This window comes from Nocardiopsis sp. N85 (assembly GCF_028882275.1).
GTDB classification, from domain to species: Bacteria; Actinomycetota; Actinomycetes; order Streptosporangiales; family Streptosporangiaceae; genus Nocardiopsis; species Nocardiopsis lambiniae.
The window spans coordinates 776,142-798,526 of record NZ_JARBUT010000001.1; the positions used below are offsets into that span (position 1 = coordinate 776,142).

The window sequence follows — 22,385 nt, forward strand, 5'->3', positions numbered from 1 at the left end:
GGGTTCCAGACAAGGGTTCCGGTGACGGTGCGGTCACCGAGGGGGAGGGGCGGGAGGGGTCGGTCAGGAGAGGAAGCCGCGCATGAGGGCCTCGCTGCCCTCCAGGTGCTCGCTCACCGCCCGCCGCGCCGCGCCCGGGTCCCCCGCGCGCACCGCGGCCACGATCGCCCGGTGCTGGGCGCTGCTGTGCTCCAGGTTCTTCACCAGCATCGGCATGGCGTCGAGCAGGTCGTTGATCCGCATCCGCACGTCGGTCAGCGCCGCCGCCAGCGAGGGCGAGCCGGTCAGCTCGGCCAGGGTCAGGTGGAACACGGTGTCCAGCCGCCGGTAGTCGCCGACCTCCGCGCCGTCCACCGCCACCGAGCGCTCGGTGAGCAGCCGATCCTGCTCCTCGGTCAGCCCGCGCTCCGCGAGCAGCGTCGCCGCGCCGATCTCCAGGGCGCGCCGGAACGCGAACAGGTCGTCCAGGTCCACGTCCATCCCCTGGAACACCCGCCGGGCCTCGGCCCGACTCGGCCGCGGTCGCACGTAGGTGACGAAGGTGCCGCCGGTGCGGCCCCGCCGCGACTCCACGTACCCGGCCTCCTGGAGGGCCCGGATCGCCTCGCGCAGGGTGATGCGGCTGACGCCCAGCCGGGCGGCCAGTTCGCGTTCGGCCGGGAAGCGCTCCCCGTGGGGGACCACGCCCAACCGGATCGCCGACAGCAACCGCTCCACGGTCTCCTCGAAGGCGTTGCCCGCCCGCACCGGCCGGAACACCGCCTCGGCCGCCGGTCCCGCGTCCTCGACGGTGGGCTCGGCGTTCGTCCTCACCACGGTCCTCTCCATCGTGCGCCCCGCGCGCTGGTACGACCAGCCTACGGGCGGGCGGGACCGGAGCCGGTGCGGCCCCGGTCCCGGCGCCTCACTTGAGCTCCGACTCCGCCTGTTCGATCAGCGCGAACTCCTCCTCGGGCGCGTTGGCGACCAGGTGGTGGCGCGAGTGGAACCAGAAGTAGGCCAGGAACACCGCGAAGATCCCCGCCGTGATCGCCGCCCCCACCATGTCCACGAAGAACGTGGCCACCACCGCGCACAGCGCCAGCACGAACGCGATCCCGGTGGTGACCGTCCCGCCCGGGGTGCGGTAGGGGCGCTCCAGGCCCGGTTCGCGGCGGCGCAGCACCATGTGCGACAGGGTCATGAGCACGTAGGAGACCGTCGCCCCGAACACCGCGATGTTGATGAGCCGGTCTCCGTCGGCCACCGTCACCGCCAGCGCGAACCCGATGGTGCCGGGCACGATGAGCGCCAGGTAGGGGGTGCGCCGACGTCCGGTCACCGACAGCCACCGGGGCAGGTACCCGGCCCGCGACAGGGCGAACAGCTGCCGCGAGTAGGCGTAGATGATGGAGAAGAACGACGCCACCAGCCCGGCCAGGCCCACGTAGTTGACGAAGTCGGCGAGCAGCGTGTTGCCGCCGTAGGCCTCGCGCAGCGCCTCGGGCAGCGGATTGGACGACTCCGCCATCACCGACGCGCCCGCCCCGCCCGGGGCCAGCAGCAGCATGCCGGTCGCGGTGAGCATGAGCACGACCATCGCGACGATGATGCCGCGTGGCATGTCGCGCTGTGGGTCGCGGGCCTCCTCGGCCGCCAGCGGCACGCCCTCCACCGCGAGGAAGAACCAGATGCCGAACACGAACGCGCCCAGGATCCCCACGTACCCGTAGGGCAGGAAGGAACTGGCCCCGAAGGCCGTGGTGGGCTCGATGTCGAACAGGTTGGCGGGGTCGAACCGGGGGACCATGCCCACGATGAACGCCACCAGAGCCACCATGGCCACGGCCGTGATCACGAACATCACCCGCAGCGCCTCACCCACGCCCCACAGGTGGATGCCGACGAAGATCAGGTAGCAGGCGAGGTAGACGGGCCAGGCCTGGGTGAGCCCGAACAGGCCCAGCGCCTCCACGTAACCGCCGATGAACACGGCGATCGCGGCGGGGGCGATGGCGTACTCGATGAGGATGGCGGTCCCGGTGGCGAAGCCGCCGAGCGGGCCCAGGGCCCGCCGGGCGAACCCGTACCCGGCGCCGGCCGTGGGCAGGGCGGAGGCGAGTTCGGCCAGGCCCAGCACCATGCACAGGTACATGGTCCCCATGAGCAGGGTGGCGATGAGCAGGCCGCCCCAGCCGCCCTCGGCCAGGCCGAAGTTCCACCCGGCGAAGTCGCCGGAGATGACGTAGGCGACGCCCAGGCCCGCGAGCAGGACCCATCCGGCCGCGCCCCGGCGCAGTCGGCGTTTCGCGAGGTAGTCGTCGTCGGCGCGGGAGAAGTCCGCGCCCTGGATGCGCAGGGGACTCTTGTCGGGATCGGGCATCGGTTGCTCCCCAGGGGGTCGGTGGGTGCGCCCGCCGGGACCGGCCGGTGAATCAAAGGTCTGAGTCCGGTCCTTTTGGGTTGTCGCAGATGCTCCGCTCCCACCTCCTTCCTTGTCAAGAGGGTTAACGCCCTATTGACACGTACTTAGGGTGCTGGTTATCTGGCCCTGGATAAGGTCTGATCTCGAACCAATGGCGGCCGCCCCGGCGCCTCTGCGGACAAGGAGCCCCCCAGGTGAGAGCGCACGACGCACCCCGCCGACCCCCGCTGACCGTGGACGCCCTGCGCGCGGCCGTCGCCGAGGGCGACGTCGACACCGTCCTGGTCGCCTTCCCCGACATGCAGGGCCGCCTCCAGGGCAAACGCCTGTCCGGCCGGTTCTTCCTGGAGGAGGTCCTCGAACACGGCACCGAGGGCTGCAACTACCTGCTCGCCGTGGACGTGGACATGAACACCGTCGACGGCTACGCCATGTCCTCGTGGGAGACCGGTTACGGTGACTTCGCGATGGTCCCCGACCTCGCCACCCTGCGCCCCACCCCCTGGGCGGAGGGCGCGGTCATGGTCATCGCCGACCTGACCTGGCACGACGGCACCCCCGTGGTGGCCTCCCCGCGCGCCGTCCTGGACCGCCAGCGCGCACGCCTCGCCGAACGCGGGTGGACGGCGATGGTCGGCACCGAACTGGAGTTCGTCGTCTACCGCGACAGCTACGAGCAGGCCTGGGACCGCGCCTACCGCGACCTGACCCCCGCCAACCGGTACAACGTCGACTACTCGGTGCTGGGCGGCGCCCGCGTCGAACCCCTGCTGCGGCGCGTCCGCAACGAGATGACCGGCGCCGGACTGTACGTGGAGTCGGCCAAGGGCGAGTGCAACCTCGGCCAGCACGAGATCGTCTTCCGCTTCGACGAGGCCCGCGCCAGCTGCGACAACCACGCGATCTACAAGAACGGCGCCAAGGAGATCGCCGCCCAGGAGGGCATGTCGATCACCTTCATGGCCAAACCCAACGACCGCGAGGGCAACTCCTGCCACATCCACATCTCCCTGCGCGACGACGACGGCGCACCCGTCCTGGCCGAGGGAGACGGGTTGTCGGAGGCCGGCCGGCACTTCCTGGGCGGACAGCTCGCCGCCCTGCGCGAGTTCACCCTGCTGCTGGCGCCCAACATCAACTCCTACAAGCGCTACGTGCCGGGCAGCTTCGCGCCCACCGCCGTCGCCTGGGGCCACGACAACCGCACCTGCGCCCTGCGCCTGGTCGGCCACGGGCCCTCCCTGCGGGTGGAGAACCGGGTGCCCGGCGGCGACGTCAACCCGCACCTGTCCGTGGCCGCCCTCATCGCCGCCGGGCTGTACGGCATCGAGAACCGGATCGAGCCCGGCGAGCCCTTCGGCGGCAACGCCTACTCCTCCGGGCTGCCCACCGTCCCCACCACCCTGCGCGACGCGCTGGAGCTGTGGGAGGGCGGCGAACTCGCCAGGGAGGTCTTCGGCGAGGAGGTCGTGGCCCACTACGCCAACAACGCCCGTGTCGAACTGGCCGCCTTCGACGCCGCCGTCACCGACTGGGAGATGTTCCGGGGCTTCGAACGCCTCTGATCCACCGGACACGGGGCACCGGGCTCCGAGTCCTCAGCACGTCATCACCGCACACCGACAGGGGGAACCGTGGGCACCGCCACGCCACCGCCCGACGACGCACAGGTCGCCCACCCGGTCGTCGATCCGGCCACCGAGCGGGTCATCGCGACCGTCCCGCTCGCGACCATCGCCGACACCGACGCGGCCGTCGCCCGGGCCCGTGCCGCCTTCCCGGCCTGGCGGGCGACCGCCCCCGGCGAACGCGCCCGTCTGCTGCACGCCGTCGCCGACGCCATCGACGCCCATCTGGACGAACTCGCCGACCTGGAGGTCGCCAACGCCGGCCACCCCATCGGCCAGGCCCGGTGGGAGGCCGGCAACGCCCGCGACGTGTTCCGTTACTACGCCGGGGCGCCCGAACGCGCCGGCGGACGGCAGATCCCCGTTCCCGGCGGGTGGAGCGTCACCTTCGCCGAACCCCTCGGCGTGGTCGGCGTCATCGTCCCGTGGAACTTCCCCATGCCCGTCCTGTCCTGGGGGACCGCGCCCGCACTGGCCGCCGGCGACACCGTCATCGTCAAACCCGCCGAACTCACCCCCCTCACCGCCCTGCGCATCGGCGAACTGGCGCGCGGGGCCGGTCTGCCCGAGGGCGTGCTCCAGGTCCTGCCCGGCGCCGGACCGGTCGCCGGGGAGCGGCTGGTGCGCCACCCCGACGTCGCCAAGATCGTGTTCACCGGCTCCACCCGGGTCGGCAAGGGCGTCATGGCGGCCGCCGCCGACGACCTCACCAGGGTGACCCTCGAACTCGGCGGCAAGAGCGCCAACATCGTCTTCGCCGACGCCGACCTGGACAAGGCCGCCGCCACCGCCCCCTACGCGGTGTTCGACAACGCCGGCCAGGACTGCTGCGCCCGCTCCCGGCTGCTGGTCCAGGCGAGCGTGTACGACCGTTTCCTGGAGCTGCTGCGACCCGCCGTGGAGGGCGTCGTGGTGGGCGACCCGCGCGACCCCGCCACCGAGATGGGGCCGCTGATCTCCGCCGCCCAGCGCGATCGTGTCGCCGCCTACGTCGACGGCGCCACCGTCGCCTTCCGGGGCCGGGCGCCCGAGGGGCCGGGCTTCTGGTACCCGCCCACCGTGCTCACCACCACCGACCCCGCCGAACCCGCGTTCCGGGAGGAGATCTTCGGGCCGGTGGTGTCCGTCCTTCCCTTCGAGGACGAACGGGACGCCGTGCGCATCGCCAACGACACCCCGTTCGGGCTGGCCGGATCGCTGTGGACCCGTGACATCGGTCGCGCCCTGCGGGTCTCCCGCGCGGTCCGCGCCGGGAACCTGTCGGTCAACTCGCACTCGGCGGTGCGCTTCTGGACCCCGTTCGGCGGCATGGGCCAGTCCGGCATCGGCCGTGAACTGGGTCCCGACGCCCTGGACGCCTTCACCGAGACCAAGACCGTCTTCGTCTCCGACGAGACCTGATCCCCCCGCACACCGGGGACCCCGACCACATCCGAGCAGGGAGCAGCCAGATGAACCGTTTCGAGGACCGCGTCGCGGTCATCACCGGGGCCGCCGGGGGCATCGGCCGGGCCACCGCGCGCCGGCTCGCCGCCGAGGGCGCCCGCGTCGTCGCCGCCGACCTCGACGAGGAGGCGGGCCGCGCGGTCGCCGAGGAGGTCGGCGGGACGTTCGTGCGCGTCGACGTCACCGACGAGAAGGAGGTGGAGGCGCTCTTCGCGGCGGCGAGGGAGACGTACGGGAGCGTGGACGTCGCCTTCAACAACGCCGGGATCTCCCCGCCCGACGACGACTCCATCCTCACCACCGGCCTCGACGCCTGGCGCCGGGTCCAGGAGGTCAACCTGACCTCGGTCTACCTGTGCTGCAAGCACGCCCTGCCGTACATGCGCGAACAGGGGCGGGGGTCGATCGTCAACACCGCCTCCTTCGTCGCCACCATGGGCGCGGCCACCTCCCAGATCTCCTACACCGCCAGCAAGGGCGGCGTGCTGGCGCTCAGCCGTGAGCTGGGCGTGCAGTTCGCGCGCGAGGGCATCCGGGTCAACGCGCTCTCCCCGGGACCGGTGAACACACCGCTGCTGCGCGAGCTGTTCGCCAAGGACCCCGAGCGGGCCGCCCGCCGTCTGGTGCACGTGCCGTTGGGCCGGTTCGCCGAGGCCGAGGAGATCGCCGCCGCCGTGGCGTTCCTGGCCGGCGACGACGCCTCCTTCATCACCGCGTCCAACTTCCTGGTGGACGGCGGCATCTCCGGGGCCTACGTCACCCCGCTGTAACGGTCCGTCACGGAAGGGAGGGCGTCGTGACCGCGCCCGTCATCGGTATCTCCGCCTACGCCGACCACGCCCGGTGGGGGGTGTGGGACACCCGCGCCACCCTGCTGCCGCAGGAGTACGTGGACGCGGTCGCCGCCGCGGGCGCGGTGCCCGTCCTGCTGCCCCCGGTCGCGAACGCGGCCGGGGCGGTCCCCGCCCTGGACGGACTGCTGCTCGCGGGCGGCGGCGACATCGCCCCCGCCCGCTACGGCGCTCCCGTCGGCGAGCGCACCGCCGGCGTCCAGGACTTCCGGGACGCCGCCGAGAGCGCGCTGCTGGCCGCCGCCCTGGGGCGGGGGATCCCCGTGCTGGGGATCTGCCGGGGCATGCAGCTGCTCAACGTGGCCCGCGGCGGCACCCTGCACCAGCACCTGCCCGACGTGGTCGGCCACGACGGACACCGGCTCCGCCTCGGCGTGTTCGACCCCCACCCGGTCACCGTCGCCGAGGGGTCGCGCACCGCCCGGGCGCTGGGCCGCACCCGGTTGGAGGTGCCCTCGTACCACCACCAGGCCGTCGCCGAACCGGGCGCGGGGGTGACGGCGACCGCCTGGGCCGACGACGGCACGGTCGAGGCCATCGAGTACGACGACACCGACGCGGTCCTGGGGGTGCAGTGGCACCCGGAGATGGGCGCCGACCCGAGCCTGTTCTCCTGGCTCACCGACCGGGCGTCGGCCGGCGACCGGGTCCCGTCGCGCTGAACGGGGCCGACCGGCGACGGCGGTCCGCCCGGCCGTCCTCGGCACGGGCCACCCTCGCCTTCGGCATGTGCCACCCTCGCCTTCGGCGTCGTGCCCGGCGTCCGGACCGTCGCCCGCGCCGTCCCCGGCCCGGCCCCGCAAGGAGGATCTCCATGACCGGATCCCGTTACGACGTCCTCGTGGTGGGCGGCGCCGGCGTGGACACCATCGTCCGCGTCCCCGACCTCGCCGTCCCCGAGGGCGACTCGGCGCAGGTCCCGCCGGTGCGCGACCACGTGGGGCACACCGGCAACGGCGTCGCCCTGGGGCTTGCGCCACCTGGGCCTGGCCACCAAGTTCGTCGACTTCCTCGGCGACGACGTCCAGGGTCGCATGGTCCTGGACCGCTACGCCGAACTCGGCCTGGACTTCTCCCACGTGGTCTCCCCGCACGGCACGCCCCGCGGCGTCAACCTCGTCGACGACCGGGGCGGACGGTTCTCCTTCCACGACGACCGCCACCCCGCCGACCTGCGCCTGCCCCGTGAATTCGCGCTGCCCTTCCTGGAGCGGGCCCGCCACGCGCACATGTCGATCGTCGGCCACAACCGCGACCTGTACCGGGACCTGGACGCCACCGTCTCCACCGACCTGCACGACTGGGACGGGGAGGACCCCCACCACCTCGACTACGCCCTGGGCTCGGACGTGGTGTTCATGAGCGCGGTGGCGGTCCGCGACCGGATCGACGCGGTGCTGGGCGGGCTGCTGGAACGCGGCCGCGCCCGGGTGGCGGTGGCCACCGACGGGGCCGCCGGCTGCCACGTCCTGGAGCGCGGGTCGGCGTCGCCCCGCCGCTTCCCGGCGGTGCGCCCCGAAGGGTCGGTCGTGGACGCCAACGGGGCGGGTGACGCGTTCGTCTCCGGGTTCCTGTACGCCCACCTCGGCGGCGCCCCCGTGGAGGAGTGCGCGTTGGCCGGTGCCGTGGCGAGGGTGTCGGGGTGATCGGGACCCGGGACCCGGATCCGGTCTCCGAGCGGGCGGTGGTGCTCGTCCAGGGCGGCCCTGTGATCCCCCGGACCGGAGAGGCGGTGGGCGACGTTCTCCCGGGCGGCACGGGCACGGACGGGGTCCTTCGGGCGTCGATATCGGTCACTCCATGATCCCCGCCCCGGACGCCCCCGGTGTCACCGATTTCACCGGGAATAAGGAAGATCGAAATACGTTCCGGTCGTTTCGCCGGGCAGAGTGTGAACCAGGGCGTGTTCGGCGGATGCGTACGCCGCCGCGCGACGCCCCGGCACACCCGCCCGTCCACCCTTGAAAGGTCCTCGACGGACGGTCCACGACCGCCGAGATCCCTTCCGCGGTGTTCCGGTCGACGGGGGAACACCGCCCCGATCCCCTCGCCGGCCTCGCGGTGAACACACCGGGACGCCGCTCGCGACGAGCGGCGTCCACCGAACACGATCTAGTCCAGCCCGCTGGGAGGATTCTTGAGCGACACCTGGTTCGACCATCGCACCTATCGGCACACCGACTGGACCGTGCAACGGCTCGTCGACCTCAAACGACGCCGGGGCCTCACCGTCAGCCTGGTGATCCCCGCCCGCGACGAACAGGCCACCGTCGGGGGCATCGTCTCCCGGGTCCGGGCCGACCTGATGGAACGCGCGCCCCTGCTCGACGAGATCGTCGTCATGGACTCCGATTCCACCGACGACACCGGGCGGGTGGCCCGGGAGGCCGGCGCCGTGGTCCACCGGGTCGTCGACGTCCGACCCGACCTGGGGCACCGCAGGGGCAAGGGCGAGGCGATGTGGAAGTCGCAGTTCGTCACCTCCGGGGACGTCATCGCCTTCCTCGACGCCGACCTCGTCGAATGGGGTCCCCACTTCGTCTCCGCCCTGCTGGGTCCGCTGCTCACCGAACCCGGGGTGCGGCTGGTCAAGGGCTTCTACGACCGGCTGCTCGACCTGCCGGGCGGTGGGCGCGTCAGCCACGAGGGCGGCCGCGTCACCGAACTGGTCGCCCGACCCACGCTGGCCCTGCGCTGGCCCGCCCTGTCCGGGGTGGTGCAGCCGCTGTCCGGCGAGTGGGCGATCCGCCGGGACCTGTTCGCGCAACTGTCGGTGCCCTCCGGGTACGGAGTCGAGCTGGCCGTGCTGGTCGACACCCACCTGCGGTGCGGTGTGGACGCCATCGCGCAGGTGGACCTGGGCCGGCGCGCCCACCGGCACCAGTCGCTGCGCGGGCTGGGCGCCATGGCCACCGAACTGCTCGCGATCGCCGACCGCCGATCCGGCATCGACCACGGCGCTGAAGTGCCGATCCGCTGGTTCGACACCGCCGACGAGCAGGGGCGTCCGCGCACCGGTACGGTCGGTATCGTGGAGCGCCCACCGGCCGTCGGGGTCGGCCCGGAGCGACCACGCGTGCTGGGAGGAGCTGTCGGTCGGTGATGAGACTGCGGGGTCGGGAGTACGGTGCGCACGAGACGCTGGTGATGGCGATCGTCAACCGGACCCCCGACTCCTTCTACGACAAGGGCGCCACCTGGGACGACGGCCCCGCCTTCGAGCGGGTGCGCAAGGTCGTCTCCGAGGGCGCCGACATCGTGGACATCGGGGGGATCAAGGCCGCGCCGGGTGAGGAGATCGACGCCGACGAGGAGAAGCGCCGGGTCGTCGACTTCGTCGCCGCCGTCCGCGCGGAGTTCCCCGACCTCGTCATCAGCGTCGACACCTGGCGGGCCTCGGTGGGGCGCGCCGCCTGCGAGGCCGGTGCCGACCTCCTCAACGACGCCTGGGGCGGATACGACCCGGAGCTGGCCGAGGTGGCCGCCGAGTACGACGCCGCCCTGGTGTGCACCCACACCGCGGGGGTGACCCCGCGCACCCGACCGCACCGGGTGCGCTACACCGACGTGGTGGCCGACGCCGTCTCCTACACCGTCGGCCTGGCCGAACGCGCCGTCTCCCTGGGGGTGGACCCGGCGTCGGTGCTCATCGACCCCGCCCACGACTTCGCCAAGAACACCTGGCACTCCCTGGAACTGACCCGGCGCCTGGACGAGATGACCGCCACGGGGTGGCCGGTGCTGGTGTCGCTGTCCAACAAGGACTTCGTCGGTGAGAGCCTGGACCTGCCGGTGGGGGAGCGCCTGACCGGGACGCTGGCGGCCACCGCCGTGTGCGCCTGGCAGGGCGCCCGGGTGTACCGGGTGCACGAGGTGCCCGAGACCCGGCAGGTACTGGACATGGTCGCCGCCATTCGCGGGGTCCGACCTCCCGCGCGGACCGTGCGGGGACTGGCGTGAGGAGGCCCCGTTGATCGTCGCCACCGCTGTGTGCCCGCAGCCCCCGCTGCTGCTGCGGGAGTTGACCGGGGGCCGGGACGTGGCCGCCGACCTGCGCAAGGCGTGCGAGGAGGCGGTCGGCGTCCTGCTGGGGGCCGCCCCGGACGTCATCGTCGTGCTGGGCGCGGACGCCCGTTCCGCCGACCGGGTCGAGGGGCGCATCGCGCTCTCGGCGTTCGGCGGCCCGGGGGAGCGGGTGCCCGGGGACGAGGCGCTGCCGACCTCCCTGGCGGTGGCCCGCCGCCTGCTGGACGACCTCGACGCGCGGGTGCCGGTGGAGATGGGCACGATCGCCGCCGACGCCGACCCCGCCGAGGTCGCCCTGCGGGGCCGGGCCGTCGCGGACCGCCCCGAACGCGTGGGGCTGCTGGTCATGGCCGACGCCGGGGCCCGGCGCGGCCCGCGCGCCCCCGGGCACCTGGACGGGCGCACGTTCGCCGTGGACGACACGATCCGCGCGGCCCTGGCCGGCGCGGACCGGGCGTCCCTGCTGGCGCTGGACCCCGACCTGTGCGCGGAACTGCTCATCGGCGGCCGCGCCGCCCTCCAGGTGATGGCCCGGGCCCTGGACGGCGCCGTCGTCACCGCGCCCCGCCTGCTCTACGCCGACGACCCCTTCGGGGTGCTGTACCTGGTGGCGTCCTGGCCGGGGGAGGACGCGTGAGGGTGCTGCTCAACGACCTGGTCCCCGAGGCGGCGGCCCCGGGCGCCACCGTCTCCGACGGGACGCTGGCCGCGCTGTACGCCCACCCCGAACACCGGACGCGCGCGAACATGGTCGCCACCCTCGACGGCGCGGGCGCGGGGACCGACGGGCTGACCGGGTCCATCAACACCTCGGCCGACCGCGAGGTCTACACGCTGCTGCGGGACCTGGCGGACGTGGTCCTGGTGGGCGCGGGCACCGCCCGGGCCGAGGACTACGGGAGGCCGGGCCCGCGGACCCGGCCGGGCCGCACCCGCTGCCCTGAGCTGGCGGTGGTCAGCCGTTCGGCCGCGGTGCCCCCGTCGCTGGCCGAGGCCGCGCCCGACCGAGGCGGGGTCCTGCTGATCACCCGCCGCGAGGCGGGGGAGGACGCGCTGCTCCGCGCCCGCGACCTGCTCGGCGCAGACCGGGTGCTGGTCCACGGCGACGCCGAGGTCGACCTGGCGGCGGCCGTGGCAGACCTCGCCGCCCGAGGTCTGTCGCGGGTGCTGTGCGAGGGCGGACCGTCGCTGCTGGCCGACATGGCCGCCGCCGGTCTGCTCGACGAGCTGTGTCTGACCACGGTCCCGCTTTTGGCGGGTGGGGACGCCCGCCGGATCGCCGTCGGCGTCCCGGCCGGTCTGGAGCTGGTCCCGCGCCTGATCCTGGAGTCCGGGGGCACCCTCCTCCACCGTTTCACCCGACCCGTCTCCTGAGGAGCCCCCGCATGGACGTGCTGCGCGAACGGCTGATGGAGGTCGTGCTGAACCCGGTCCACGTCGACCTGCCGATGCTCGCCGCCGAGGCGTTGGCCCGGGGCCTGGACTCACCGAGCCTGCGGGAGGTGGCCTGGCTCGGTCGTACCGACCCGGCCCTGGTCCTGTTCGGTCGGGCCCTGGAGGAGCTCGGTCTGGCCTGGCCGACCGGGGACGAGGCGCACCTGTACGCGGCCCGCCGGATCTGCGCCCGCCTGCTGGACGGCGATCCGGACGCGGCCGCGGCGGTCGGGGCCGCCGAGGACGTGTACCACCACCTGTGCGAGGCCGCCGCGGAGGGCGCGCGGACCTACGACCACATGCTCTTCCTCCACGTGTCCCTGGAGTGGGACGCCGCCATGGCCCGCCGCGTCCCGCCCACCTCGGAGGAGGAGCGGTCCGTCGTCGCCCGCGTTCGGGAACTCGCCCGGGAACTCGCCCGGGAGCCGCTCGGCGAGAGCGCCCCGGGACACGCGGAAGGGGCCGGGGAACGGCTCTGATCCTCCCGGCCCCTCGGGTACGGGTGGGTCAGTCGCCGTGGGTGAAGGCGCGGTCCTCGGCGGCCTCCACCATCCGCTCCTGACGTTCGCCCACCTGGGCGCGTTCGGCCTCGGCCACCGAGCGCAGCGCCTTGCGGCGCCCGTTCCGGCGGGCCAGGGCGATCGCCGCCGAACGGCGGATGCCCAGTTCCTCACCCTCCTCGGCCAGTGCCCGGCGTACCCGGCGGCGGTGGACGTCGCGCGCCACGAAGTACACGATCATGGCGATCGCGAAGTTGAACAGGACCTTGACCGCGACGCCGCCCGAGCCGTCGAGCAGCGGCGCGTCGAACAGCCAGTGCATCGCCATCGCCGTCAGCACCAGCGCCGGCGCACCCAGCGCGCGGCGTCCGCTCGGCCGCCAACCGGCCGCGGCCACCAGGCCCACGGCGGTGCCCGCGACCGCCGACATCGCCCAGTGCGAGCCCGGACCCGTGAGGAGCAGTCGGACGACGGTCGTCTGCGCCACGGCCTCCGCGCCGTTCACCCCGCCCGCCTGGAACACGGCGTTGATCGCGTAGATGAGGTTCTCGGTCACCTCGAAGCCCAGGCCGACCAGGGCGCCGATGACGAACCCGTCCACGGGTCCGCGCACGGCGCGCGGGAAGGCGATGGCCACCAGGACGATCCCCACGAGCTTGAGGAGCTCCTCGTTGACCGGAGCCGTCAGCGCGGCGCCCCAGACTCCGGCGAACTCCAGTCCCATGGTCTTGGACCAGATCCCGTTCAGCGACCCGTTGGCGAGCAGCGCGCCGCCGGTCGCCGCCGTGAGTCCCCAGGCCACCGCCACCAGCGAGGCGGGCAGCGAGGGGGCGCGCACCGGTCGGATCCGGCGGAACAGCCAGAACCCGAGGAGCAGGGTCGCCGTGGAGAACACCAGCCCCAGTGCGGCCTCGCCGAAGAAGATCCGCACGGCGCCCGCGAACCGGAGCGTCAGCGCGATCAGCCCGAGCAGGCACGCCGGTCCGATGAGGAGCATCGAGACCAGTGCGGGCAGGTGGTACCCCAGGACGGTGCGCTCCTCCCCGCGCGGCGTCGGCACCCGCCGGGGGCCGGGCGCGTCGGCGTGGGAAGGGCGTTGGGCCGGTACCGCTCCGGCCGTGGTGTCCGGGAGCCGGGGTTCGTTGGGTGCCTGGCTCATCGGCCGCCCTCCTCGGTGAAGGTGATGGCGCGGGCGACGTCGGCGACCGCCTCCAGGTCGGCGGGGGTCGCGTCCTCGCCGCCCAGGGTCATCTCCACGGCGAACACCCCGTCGGGGGAGGTGTACAGGGTGGCCGCGCCCTCCTCGGTCCGGCTCCGCAGGACACCGGTCAGTCCCTCGGAGCCGTCCTCGGCGGTGATCACCGCGGGCTCTCCCAGCCGAGAGGTGGGGTCCCCGGCGCGGGCGAGGTCGCCCATGCCCTCCCACAAACGCTTCGCGTCGGGCAGGGGGTCGCCGACGGGCGTCACCGTGATGACGGTCAGGTCGACGGTCCCCCGGTGGAACCGGTAGGACTCTCCGAGCCGGCTGGACCCGACGTCGAGGGTCCATCCGTCCTGGGGCAGGGTCAGGGACGCCCGGTATCCGCCGCCCTCGCCGATGACGATCTCGTCTCCGGCGCGGACGCGCTCGGACCCCGGGACGAGGGCGTTGAGCAGGGACCAGCCCACGACCAGCAGGACGGCCATCGCGGCGGCCAGCCCCAGCGGGATCCAGTGGTTCCGGGCCGTCCCCGGCGCCGTATCGATCGGCTGCGCCATGGCGCCCCTCTCGTCACTCATGGTGATGGCCTATCGGACAAGCGAAACACCGATGAGCGCGCATGGTGCGAAGAAAGGGAGTACTTGGCACATTTTGGTGGAAATTTCACCGACCCCTGGAGCGCGCGGCCCCTCCACCGCCCCGCCCCGGCCGGCCCGCCGGGACGGGGAGGCCTCAGGGGTGCACCAGGATCTTCACGTGGCGGTCGCCGTGGGCGAGGAGCTCCTCGTATCCCCTCTCCCGCGCCTCCTCCAGGGAGACGCGGTCGGTGATCAGGGGTTTGGGACTCAGGTTGCCGATCCGGATCGACTCGATGACGGCGGGGAAGTCCGGCCCGTCGTAGCCGAAGCTCCCGGTGAGGTCGATCTCGGCGAGCATCAGGACGGTGGGGTCGAACTCCACGGGGCGCCCCTGGGAGACCGTCACCGCCCGGCCGCCCTTGCGCAGGGATCCGATCATCGTGAGGAGGGCGGGGGTGCCCGCGCCGGAGGCCTCGAACGCCATGTCCACCCCGCCCGGGGCGCGTGCGCGCACCTTCGAGACCACGTCCACCTCCGTGGGGTCGAGCACCAGGTCGGCGCCGAAGTCGACGGCCTGTCGCCTGCGGGTCTCCGAGATCTCGCTGACGGTGATGTGACCGGCGCTCCACGCTCGGGCGACCATGAGCAGTTCCAGCCCGACGGGACCGGCCCCGACGATCAGCACCGACTCACCGGGGACCAGGCCCGCGCGGCGCACGGCGTGCCAGGCCACCGCCATCGGCTCCACCAGCGCCGCGACCGTGGGGGAGATGCCCTCCGGCATCCGGTGCACCCGGTCGGCGGGCACCACGGCGTACTCGGCCAGGCCCCCGGCTCCGCCCATCAGACCGATGAAGCCGAAGTTCTCGCACAGGTTGTACGCGCCGCGCCGACAGGCGGCGCAGGTGCCGTCGAACACCAGGGGCTCCACGACCACCACCGCGCCCTCGGGCAGACCCTCGACGTCGGAGGCCGCCTCGACGATCCGTCCCGAGAACTCGTGCCCCTGCACGTGGGGACCGTGGGTGCGCAGCACGGGATGCAGGTACTCGTCGGGCATGGCGGGGTGCAGGTAGTTGTGCAGGTCGGAGGCGCAGAGGCCGTTCCACTCGACCCGGATCTTCACCGACCCGGGGGTGAGTCGGGGTTCGGGCACCTCGTCCAACCGAAGATCCCTCGCCCCGTGCAATCGCAACGCCCGCATGTCGCCCCCGCTCCGCCGGTCCCGCCCTTTCCCCTGGTTCCTGCCCATCCGCCCGCCCGTCCTTGGACGATCCCGCGTAAACACTTCCCCTGGCACGGGTCGGGCGGGGGCACCGCGAGCGGGACCCGAACCGCGCCCCTCACACTCGCGCGGCCGCCGCCAGCTCCGCCCGCCACACCTTCGGCACCGGCCCCGAGCAGGTCACCGCCCCCGCCCCCGCGAATCCGGCCAGGTCGCCGACCGCCTCCGCGATCGCCGCGCCCGCGGAGTCGTCGACCACGTGCTCCTCGGCGTACACGCCCTCCAGGTCCAGCACCCCGCGTCGGCGGTCGACCCGGGCGGCGATCCGCCCCACCAGCCGGTCACCGTGCAGGATCGGCAGCACGTAGTACCCGTACCGCCGTCTCGCCCTGGGCGTGTACATCTCGTTGACGTAGGTGAAGTCCCACAGCAGCGCCGTGCGCTCCCGGTCGCACAGCAGGTTGTCGAACGGCGACAGCACCGTCGTCCGCCCGCCCCACTCCTCGCCTGCGATCTCCTCGACCAACGGTAGGACGTCGACGTGCACGAACCAGGGTTCGGCGTCCCCGAACCCCGCCACCCGGGCCCGCGCCACCCGGCCCGCCGACTCCAGGCGTGCCAACACCCCCGCCGGGTCGGTGTGGCGTTCGCGCACGAAGTGTCGGCGCACGTCCCGGGCCCGCCCCGCGCCCAACGCGCGCAGCGCGTGCTCCACCGACCGCTCCTCGATCTCGGCGTCGTCCCACTCACCCCGGTCCGCCCAGGGCGGCAGACACCGGTCGCTCAGGTCCCACATCCGGGTGCGGCCCCGCCGCCCGGCCACCATGATCCGCCCCTGGGTCCACAGCAGGTCGAGCATCCGCTCCACGTTGCGCCCGGCCGTCCAGCCGGTGGACTCCCATGCCACGACCGCCCGGTCCTCGAACCCGTCGGTGGGCAGCGGTCCGGCCTCCGCCAACCGGCACAGGACGTGCTCGCGCAGTTCCGCGTTGGCCCGGGTCCACTCCGCGAGCCGCGAGTCCGCGCGCGGATACCGGCGCATCCATCCCCGGTGCAGCGGAAGATCCTCGGTGAGCACCATCGACGCCGCGTGCGCCCAGTACTCGAACAGCCACCGCTCCCGCCACCGCAGCGACTCCAGGTCGGCCGGATCGAACCGGCCCACCCGGCTCCACAGCACCAGCAGGTGGCTGGGGGCGACCACACCGATCGGGTCCAACTGGAGGCAGCGCAGATCGCGCAGCACCTCGCGCAGCCCGTCGGCGCCGGGCCCGGGGCGGGGACCGGCCAGGCGCTGACGGCGGACGGCCAGTCGGCGGACGGTGCGCGGATCCAGGTCGAGGGTGTCCACGGCGACTCCGGGGGACGAGGGAGGGTTCGGGTCCGTCAGTGAACCGCGCCCCACCGACATTCCCCCATCCCGGGGCGCCACGGGAGCGGGATCGCACGAGCGCGTCCACCCCGCCCGCGAACACCGGCGGTGCCGGCCCGCGCGAGGACCGGATCCCTCCGAACGGCACCCGCACCGTCGGGTCGTGCGCCGTGCGCCCGGGGCATCGCCCGGTCGCGCGGACCTTCCCCGGCCCCTTCTCCTCCCCGGGCCGGAACCGTGCGAACATCGTCCCCGGCCCGTACCGCGCGTGGAGGAGAACGATGGAACTGGTGTCGCTGTACCGCGAGGAGGACGGTCGCCGGGAACGGTTCCTCGATCCGCGCCCCTACCTCGCCGGGCTGCCGGACCTGGCCGACCGCCTGCCGCCCGGGGCGCGGGCCTTCGCCACCGACCCCGCCCACTACGACTTCGGCGGCCCGAGGTGCGTGAAGGACCTGCGGCCGGTCGGCGCCGCGATGCGGCCGGGGGAGAACGGCCTGTTCGACCTGACACTGACCTTCGAGCCCAACCCGTTCAAGCACGACGAGGGGCTGACGGTGACCTATTCGGGTGTCTCCTCGTTCGGCGTGGAGGCCGACGGGCGGTGGACCGGAGCGAGCGGTTCCCTGCCCGGCCTGGGCGACGTCACCCTGGACGAGGTGCTGCCGCACGGGCACGGGTGCTCGCACGAGATCGGGCTGTTGGGAGGACGGGTCCTGGTGGTCGCCGGGGACCTCGCCGCGGTGTGGGGGTGAGGGGCGCGGACACCGGGGCGCGGAGGTGACACCCGGGCCGGCCGCTGCGTCCCCGCACCGCAGGGCCCCGGCCCCGGTGCGCGGGAGGGCGATCCGCCGGTGGCGGCTCCGAACGATCGCCCCGTACCGCGGCGTCCGCACCCGGGATCGGGCCGCGCCGGGGTGCCGGCCCGCCCGTCCCGACGACCGTTCGTGGACCGCCGGGAAAACCGAACACGACCGTCGCGCGTCGTATGGTCGGCGCATCCGCGCCCGGGACGTGAGGAGGCGCGCGTGGTCGAGGATCGGACGATCGTCGAGGACGCACGGACCACCTCCTCGCGCGGCCCGCTGGGCTGGTGCGGTGTCGGGCTGGTCCTGGGCGGGGCGACGCTGTCGGTGGCCCCCGGGGTGCCGTCCTGGGCGGGACTGTCCGCCGCCGGGGCGGGCGTGCTCCTGGTCGTCGCCGGACTGCGCCGGATGCGGTCGCTCCCGGCGCGCCGCTCCCTGGTCCCGGCCGCCGCCGGACTGGCCTGCGCCCTGATCGCCGGATTCGGGGTGCGCGCCCTCACCCTGTCCCTGGCCGTGGAGCACACCCTCGCCGAGTCCGTCCCCGAGACCGCGCCGCCGATCCCCGCCGAGGTCACCGCCACGGCCTGGACCCGGACCCTTCCCGGGGACGACACCCTGGTGCGCGTCGTCCCCGGCACCCTCGGCCCGATCGTCGTCCTGGACGACGGGGTGGTGGCCCTGGACGGGATCACCGGCGACGAGCTGTGGCGTTACCGGCTGCGCGGCGCGGACGCCCGCGCCACCGTGTACGGCGGCGGCACCCGGATCCACATCGCGCACGGCGACCCGGACGACCCCGATCGCACCGGAGCGTCGACCTGGGTGGAACTCGACACCGCCCGAGGGGGCACGGTGGAGACGTTCACCGTTCCGCCCCCGCCCGCCGGGACCACGACCACGGTCCTGACGGTCGCCTCGGGCGTGCTCGTCCACTCCCGGACCGAGGAGGACGACACCCCCCGGATCGTCGCCCACGACACCGCCACCCTCCGGGAGGCCTGGTCGTTCACCGTCCCCGAGGAGCCCGGCCGGGTCTGCGCGCCCTGGCAGGGGTGGAACGCCGACAACACCCTGCGCACGACCGACCTGTTCCTGGTCGCCTACGCCTGCGTTCCCGAGGGGCGGGCGCGCGACACCGATCCGGCGAGGATCGCCGACACCCCCGGCGCGCACCTGACCGGGGTGGTCACCGCCCTGGACCGGCGCGACGGCCGGGTGCGCTGGACCCGGGAACTGCCCGGTCTGGAGGAGTTCCCGGCCCTGCGCGCCGGCGGTCCGGTCATCGACGCCGACACACGCCCCGTGATCGTGGTCGGTCCCCTCATGGGGGAGGACGCGCCGGTGATCCTGGACCCGCGGGACGGGTCGCACGCGGTGCGGATCACCGCCGAACCCTGGACCGACGGCCGGTCGGTGCTCGTGCGCGCCGACACCGGGGGAGCGGTCGTCACCGAGACGGCCGCCGACCGGCTGCTGTTCCACCGGGTGTCGCCGGAGGGCGGGATCGTCGTCACCGCCGCCCTGGACGCCGCCGACCTGCCCGAGTACGGTCCGGCGTCGGCCGTGGCGCTGTCCGACGCGGTCGTCGTCCCCCTCTCCGCTCCGGACGCGGACCGGGAGGTGCCGGCGGTGTGGTCGGTCCCCTTCGACGGCGACCCCCGGTTCTCCGTCCTCGATCCGGTGGGGGAGGCGGGGCCGCTGCCCCTGGGGAGCGGGGCCGACCATCACCGGGCCGTGGCCGTTCCCGGCGCGCTCGTCACGGTGGCGCGCGGTGCCGAGGCGGTCCGGTTGCACGGCCTGCTGCCCTGACCGGCCGGCCGAACCCGGGAAAACGCCTGCGCCCGGCCGGGCGCGCTGGTAACTTCGCCGCATGCGGGAACCGTTGACAGACCTCCACGAGGACCGCGTCGGCGAAGCCCTGGGCGCCTGGGGGATCCGTCCGGCCGCGTTCACCCATCTGCCCGTCGGTTTCGCCGACCACCACTGGAGTGTCACCGACACCTCGGGGCGGCGCTGGTTCGCGACCGTCGCCGACCTCGCCCACAAGGCCTACCTGGGCCCGACCCCGGCCGCCGCGCGGGAGCGGTTGGCGGCGGCCATGGACACCGCCGCCCGGTTGCACGACGAGGCCGGACTGGGGTTCGTCGTGGCCCCGCTGCGCACCCCCGAGGGGCGCACCATCCGGGCGGTGGGACGCGACCGGGTGCTCAGCGTCTTCCCCTACGTGGAGGGCGCCTCGGGCGGGTTCGGCCGGCACGCGTCCCCGTACCTGCGCGGCCTGTTGTTGGACACCCTCGCCCGGCTGCACCGGCGCACACCGCCCCGGAGCGCCGCCCTGTCCCCGCCGGCGATCGCGCACCGCTTCCACCTGGACACGGTCCTGGAGGAACCCTCCCGGATGGGGGCCGGCGGACCTTTCGCCGAACCCGTCGCGCACCTGCTGGCCGAGCACACCAAACGGGTGCGCGCCCGCCTGGAGGAGTACGACCGGCGGGCGGCCGAACTGGCGGGCGCCCCGGTCGTGGTGACCCACGGCGAACCCCACCCGGGCAACGTGGTCTGGCGGGGGCCGAACCCCCTGCTCGTGGACTGGGACACGGTGGGGCTCGCCGTCCCCGAACGCGACCTGTGGCTGGTGGTGGAGGACGACGCCGACCTCGAACGCTACGCCGACGCCTCCGGACACACCGTCGATCCGGCCCGGCTGGAGCTGTACCGGTCGAGGTGGGACCTCCAGGACGTCGCGGAGTTCACGGAGGCGTTCGCGCGGCCGCACATCCGCGACCGCGACACCGAGGAGGCCTGGCACGCGCTGGTGGAGATCGTCGACCGGCTGTGACCCCGGCGGGTCGTCCCCGCCTCCGTGCGGTGGCTCTGGGTAGCATTCGCATTGCCCGGAGTGATCTATCGGTTCGGCTCACGGAGACGACATGCGACTGCCCCTGAGAATCAGCGACCTTCCCCTGCGCGTGGCCACCGGCGCGTTCATCCTCAACTCGGGGCTGGACAAGTACGACGTCGACGAGGACACCGCCCGCGGCATGCACGGGATGGCGATGGGCACCTATCCCTTCCTCAAGGACGTCGACCCCGTCACCTTCGTCAAGCTCCTCTCCGCGGGGGAGATCGCCCTGGGCACCGCCCTGCTGGTGCCGCTGGTGCCCGGCAGGCTCGCGGGCGCCGGACTCACCGCGTTCGGCGCCGGCCTCCTCGGCATGTACCTGCGCACCCCCGGCCTGCGCCGTCCCGGGAGTCTGCGGCCCACCCCCGAAGGCCTGCCCATCGCCAAGGACTCCTGGCTGGTCGGCGCCGGGCTGACCCTCCTCATCGGCGGTCGCGCCCGCGGACGCGCCCGCCGATGACATCGGTCAGGGCCGCTCGGTCCTGGGGACGAACACCCGCAGCGCCGCCGGTCGCTTGGTGAACCGCACCGTTCGCGACGCCTCCATCACCTCGCCGTCCACCGCCAGCAGCCGCGGCTCCTCGGGGAGCGTCAGGACCAGCTCCCGTGCGGTCCGCTCCCGGTAGCCCTCGCCCCGCTGGTGGCGGCCGAACAGCACGTCCCGGACGGCCCGCAGCCGCGGGAACGGGCTGCGCGCGCCCAGCACCCGCACGTCCAGCCGACCGTCCACCAGGCTCTCGCGCAGCGCCGGGACCCGGGCGTGCGTGCGGTAGCGGCAGTTGCCCACGAACGCCCACCACACCTTCGTCGGTCGGCCGTCCACCACGGCCGGGGTGGGGGCGACCTCCCGCAGGTCGTGCCACAGGGCCCAGGCGAACGCCGGCCACTTGCCGATCCGGGGCGCCCACCGGTCGCGCCGCTCCACCATGCGCGGGTAGGAGCCGAACGAGGCGGTGTTGAGGAACAGGTGTCCGTCCACCTCGCCCACGTCCACCCGGGCCAGCCGGCCGTCGGAGAACGCGCGCAGCGCCACGTCCACCGAGGTCAACCCGAGGGTCCGGGCGAAGTTGTTGAGGGTGCCGTCGGGGATCACCAGCAGGGGTCTGTCGTTGTCGATGGCGGCGCGCGCCCCCGCGTTGACGGTGCCGTCGCCGCCGGCCACCGCCAGCACCTCGCCGGCCTTGGCCGCCCGGTCCATCACCTCGACGATGTCGTCGTCCTCCGAGAGGGAGACGATGGTGGCGCCCGGTAGCGCCCGTGCGATCCGGGAGGGGGTGCCCATGGCGTTCGACACGGTCGCCCCCTCGGCCACCGCGGCCGGGAGCACGTCGGCGGAGCGGGGATTGCACACCACCGTCACGCCCGTTCCGGGCAGGGCCCCGGTGGCGAGAGCCTCTCCGCCGGCCTCCCCGGGGTGGTGGACGTCCTCGGGCAGGGTCGTGGCCCCGTGGGTCAGCTCCGGCCGGGGCGGCACCATGGCGCGGGCCGCCAACGAGGCGCCCAGGCCGATGAGGGCCCCGCCCAGCACGTCGCCCGGGTAGTGGACGCCGCTGTGCACCCGGGACACCGCCACCGTCCCGGCCAGGACCGCGACCAGGGCCGCGAGCGGGCGCGGGGCGTCGGCGGCGATCCCGGCCGCGTAGCCGACGGCGGCCGCCGTGTGCCCGGAGGGGAAGGAGGAGCTGCCGTAGTCGCGGTAGGGGAGCCGGGACCGGGGCACCCCGGACACGTCCGGGCGGGGGCGGTCGGTCAGGTGTTTGACGCCCGCCGAGATCGCGTTGGCGCCGGCGGCGGCGATCATGGCGCGCAGGGCGGTGCGCCGGGCCCGGGGGCCGCCGGTGGCGGCCATGGTCGCCGATATCAGGAACCACGGCGCCATGTTGTCCGTGGCCTGAACGAACTTGGGCGTATAGGGGTCCAGGACGGGCGCCCCCAGGCCCGTCACGAGACGGTGGAATCGTCGGTCCAGCCGGTCGATCGGTCGTAGTACGCGCATTCGTCCACGGTGCTGT

At 73.9% G+C, this 22,385-nt stretch carries 21 protein-coding genes; 14 read left to right on the top strand and 7 right to left on the bottom strand.

What is annotated here, in order from left to right:
* Positions 1-63: 63 nt before the first annotated feature.
* On the bottom strand, positions 64-828 hold the full coding sequence (locus PWG71_RS03315; RefSeq protein ID WP_446724966.1) for a FadR/GntR family transcriptional regulator: 765 nt from the start codon (positions 826-828) through the stop codon (positions 64-66).
* Between the two features lie 76 nt (positions 829-904).
* Positions 905-2,362, bottom strand: coding sequence for an ethanolamine permease (eat, locus tag PWG71_RS03320; RefSeq protein ID WP_274807951.1), 1,458 nt, complete (start codon positions 2,360-2,362; stop codon positions 905-907).
* A gap of 236 nt (positions 2,363-2,598) precedes the next feature.
* Here eat and PWG71_RS03325 point away from each other — a divergent pair, with 236 nt between their 5' ends.
* From PWG71_RS03325 to PWG71_RS03370, 10 genes are all read left to right on the top strand, one after another.
* Positions 2,599-3,969 carry a glutamine synthetase family protein gene (locus PWG71_RS03325; RefSeq protein WP_274807952.1) on the top strand — a complete coding sequence of 457 codons (1,371 nt, stop codon included), beginning with the start codon at positions 2,599-2,601 and terminating at the stop codon, positions 3,967-3,969.
* Between the two features lie 69 nt (positions 3,970-4,038).
* Positions 4,039-5,433 (top strand): aldehyde dehydrogenase family protein, encoded by a 1,395-nt coding sequence (locus PWG71_RS03330; RefSeq protein ID WP_274807953.1) that lies wholly within the window; start codon positions 4,039-4,041, stop codon positions 5,431-5,433.
* Positions 5,434-5,483: 50 nt separating this feature from the next.
* Positions 5,484-6,248 (top strand): 3-oxoacyl-ACP reductase, encoded by a 765-nt coding sequence (locus PWG71_RS03335; protein ID WP_274807954.1) that lies wholly within the window; start codon positions 5,484-5,486, stop codon positions 6,246-6,248.
* Positions 6,249-6,274: 26 nt separating this feature from the next.
* Positions 6,275-6,991, top strand: a complete 717-nt coding sequence (locus PWG71_RS03340; RefSeq protein ID WP_274807955.1) for a gamma-glutamyl-gamma-aminobutyrate hydrolase family protein — start codon at positions 6,275-6,277, stop codon at positions 6,989-6,991.
* A 309-nt stretch (positions 6,992-7,300) separates the two neighbouring features.
* The gene (locus PWG71_RS03345) at positions 7,301-7,975 is read left to right on the top strand and encodes a carbohydrate kinase family protein (protein ID WP_274807956.1); all 675 of its coding nucleotides are present in this window, start codon (positions 7,301-7,303) and stop codon (positions 7,973-7,975) included.
* Positions 7,976-8,466: 491 nt separating this feature from the next.
* Entirely contained in the window at positions 8,467-9,432 is a 966-nt protein-coding gene (locus PWG71_RS03350; RefSeq protein WP_274807957.1) for a glucosyl-3-phosphoglycerate synthase, read from the top strand.
* Positions 9,429-10,289, top strand: a complete 861-nt coding sequence (gene folP, locus PWG71_RS03355) for a dihydropteroate synthase (RefSeq protein ID WP_274807958.1) — start codon at positions 9,429-9,431, stop codon at positions 10,287-10,289. The genes PWG71_RS03350 and folP overlap by 4 nt, the downstream gene beginning before the upstream one ends.
* A 10-nt stretch (positions 10,290-10,299) precedes the next feature.
* A complete protein-coding gene (locus tag PWG71_RS03360) occupies positions 10,300-10,992 on the top strand; it encodes a hypothetical protein (protein ID WP_274807959.1) in 693 nt (230 codons plus the stop codon).
* Positions 10,989-11,729 (top strand): dihydrofolate reductase family protein, encoded by a 741-nt coding sequence (locus PWG71_RS03365; protein WP_274807960.1) that lies wholly within the window; start codon positions 10,989-10,991, stop codon positions 11,727-11,729. Before PWG71_RS03360 ends, PWG71_RS03365 begins: the two co-directional genes overlap by 4 nt.
* A gap of 11 nt (positions 11,730-11,740) precedes the next feature.
* Positions 11,741-12,268 carry a hypothetical protein gene (locus PWG71_RS03370; RefSeq protein ID WP_274807961.1) on the top strand — a complete coding sequence of 176 codons (528 nt, stop codon included), beginning with the start codon at positions 11,741-11,743 and terminating at the stop codon, positions 12,266-12,268.
* A 28-nt stretch (positions 12,269-12,296) separates the two neighbouring features.
* Here PWG71_RS03370 and PWG71_RS03375 read toward each other — a convergent pair whose 3' ends face one another.
* From PWG71_RS03375 to PWG71_RS03390, 4 genes are all read right to left on the bottom strand, one after another.
* Positions 12,297-13,448, bottom strand: coding sequence for a PrsW family intramembrane metalloprotease (locus PWG71_RS03375; protein ID WP_274807962.1), 1,152 nt, complete (start codon positions 13,446-13,448; stop codon positions 12,297-12,299).
* Complete coding sequence (locus PWG71_RS03380; RefSeq protein WP_274807963.1) at positions 13,445-14,068, bottom strand: hypothetical protein; 624 nt, start codon at positions 14,066-14,068, stop codon at positions 13,445-13,447. The genes PWG71_RS03375 and PWG71_RS03380 overlap by 4 nt, the downstream gene beginning before the upstream one ends.
* Before the next feature lie 154 nt (positions 14,069-14,222).
* The gene (locus tag PWG71_RS03385; protein WP_274808134.1) at positions 14,223-15,224 is read right to left on the bottom strand and encodes a 2,3-butanediol dehydrogenase; all 1,002 of its coding nucleotides are present in this window, start codon (positions 15,222-15,224) and stop codon (positions 14,223-14,225) included.
* Positions 15,225-15,411: 187 nt separating this feature from the next.
* A complete protein-coding gene (locus PWG71_RS03390; protein WP_274807964.1) occupies positions 15,412-16,644 on the bottom strand; it encodes a winged helix-turn-helix domain-containing protein in 1,233 nt (410 codons plus the stop codon).
* Between the two features lie 302 nt (positions 16,645-16,946).
* Between PWG71_RS03390 and PWG71_RS03395 the strand changes: the two genes are divergently transcribed.
* The 4 genes from PWG71_RS03395 (at position 16,947) to PWG71_RS03410 (ending at position 20,833) form a co-directional block, all read left to right on the top strand.
* On the top strand, positions 16,947-17,420 hold the full coding sequence (locus PWG71_RS03395; protein WP_274807965.1) for a hypothetical protein: 474 nt from the start codon (positions 16,947-16,949) through the stop codon (positions 17,418-17,420).
* Between the two features lie 273 nt (positions 17,421-17,693).
* Positions 17,694-19,280: a hypothetical protein gene (locus tag PWG71_RS03400; protein ID WP_274807966.1), complete on the top strand. Its 1,587-nt coding sequence runs from the start codon at positions 17,694-17,696 to the stop codon at positions 19,278-19,280.
* A gap of 61 nt (positions 19,281-19,341) precedes the next feature.
* Positions 19,342-20,310: a phosphotransferase gene (locus PWG71_RS03405; protein WP_274807967.1), complete on the top strand. Its 969-nt coding sequence runs from the start codon at positions 19,342-19,344 to the stop codon at positions 20,308-20,310.
* Positions 20,311-20,401: 91 nt separating this feature from the next.
* Positions 20,402-20,833: a hypothetical protein gene (locus PWG71_RS03410; RefSeq protein ID WP_274807968.1), complete on the top strand. Its 432-nt coding sequence runs from the start codon at positions 20,402-20,404 to the stop codon at positions 20,831-20,833.
* Positions 20,834-20,839: 6 nt separating this feature from the next.
* Here PWG71_RS03410 and PWG71_RS03415 read toward each other — a convergent pair whose 3' ends face one another.
* Positions 20,840-22,369 carry a bifunctional phosphatase PAP2/diacylglycerol kinase family protein gene (locus PWG71_RS03415; RefSeq protein WP_274807969.1) on the bottom strand — a complete coding sequence of 510 codons (1,530 nt, stop codon included), beginning with the start codon at positions 22,367-22,369 and terminating at the stop codon, positions 20,840-20,842.
* Between the last annotated feature and the right edge of the window lie 16 nt (positions 22,370-22,385).

Bases quoted from the DNA above. Each gene is read 5' to 3' on its own strand.
- eat (WP_274807951.1), bottom strand. From the start codon at position 2,362: ATGCCCGATCCCGACAAGAGTCCCCTGCGCATCCAGGGCGCGGACTTC.
- PWG71_RS03405 (WP_274807967.1), top strand. From the start codon at position 19,342: ATGCGGGAACCGTTGACAGACCTCCACGAGGACCGCGTCGGCGAAGCC.
- PWG71_RS03335 (WP_274807954.1), top strand. From the start codon at position 5,484: ATGAACCGTTTCGAGGACCGCGTCGCGGTCATCACCGGGGCCGCCGGG.
- PWG71_RS03375 (WP_274807962.1), bottom strand. From the start codon at position 13,448: ATGAGCCAGGCACCCAACGAACCCCGGCTCCCGGACACCACGGCCGGA.
- PWG71_RS03380 (WP_274807963.1), bottom strand. From the start codon at position 14,068: ATGAGTGACGAGAGGGGCGCCATGGCGCAGCCGATCGATACGGCGCCG.
- PWG71_RS03415 (WP_274807969.1), bottom strand. From the start codon at position 22,369: ATGCGCGTACTACGACCGATCGACCGGCTGGACCGACGATTCCACCGT.
- PWG71_RS03395 (WP_274807965.1), top strand. From the start codon at position 16,947: ATGGAACTGGTGTCGCTGTACCGCGAGGAGGACGGTCGCCGGGAACGG.
- PWG71_RS03410 (WP_274807968.1), top strand. From the start codon at position 20,402: ATGCGACTGCCCCTGAGAATCAGCGACCTTCCCCTGCGCGTGGCCACC.
- PWG71_RS03315 (WP_446724966.1), bottom strand. From the start codon at position 828: ATGGAGAGGACCGTGGTGAGGACGAACGCCGAGCCCACCGTCGAGGAC.
- PWG71_RS03370 (WP_274807961.1), top strand. From the start codon at position 11,741: ATGGACGTGCTGCGCGAACGGCTGATGGAGGTCGTGCTGAACCCGGTC.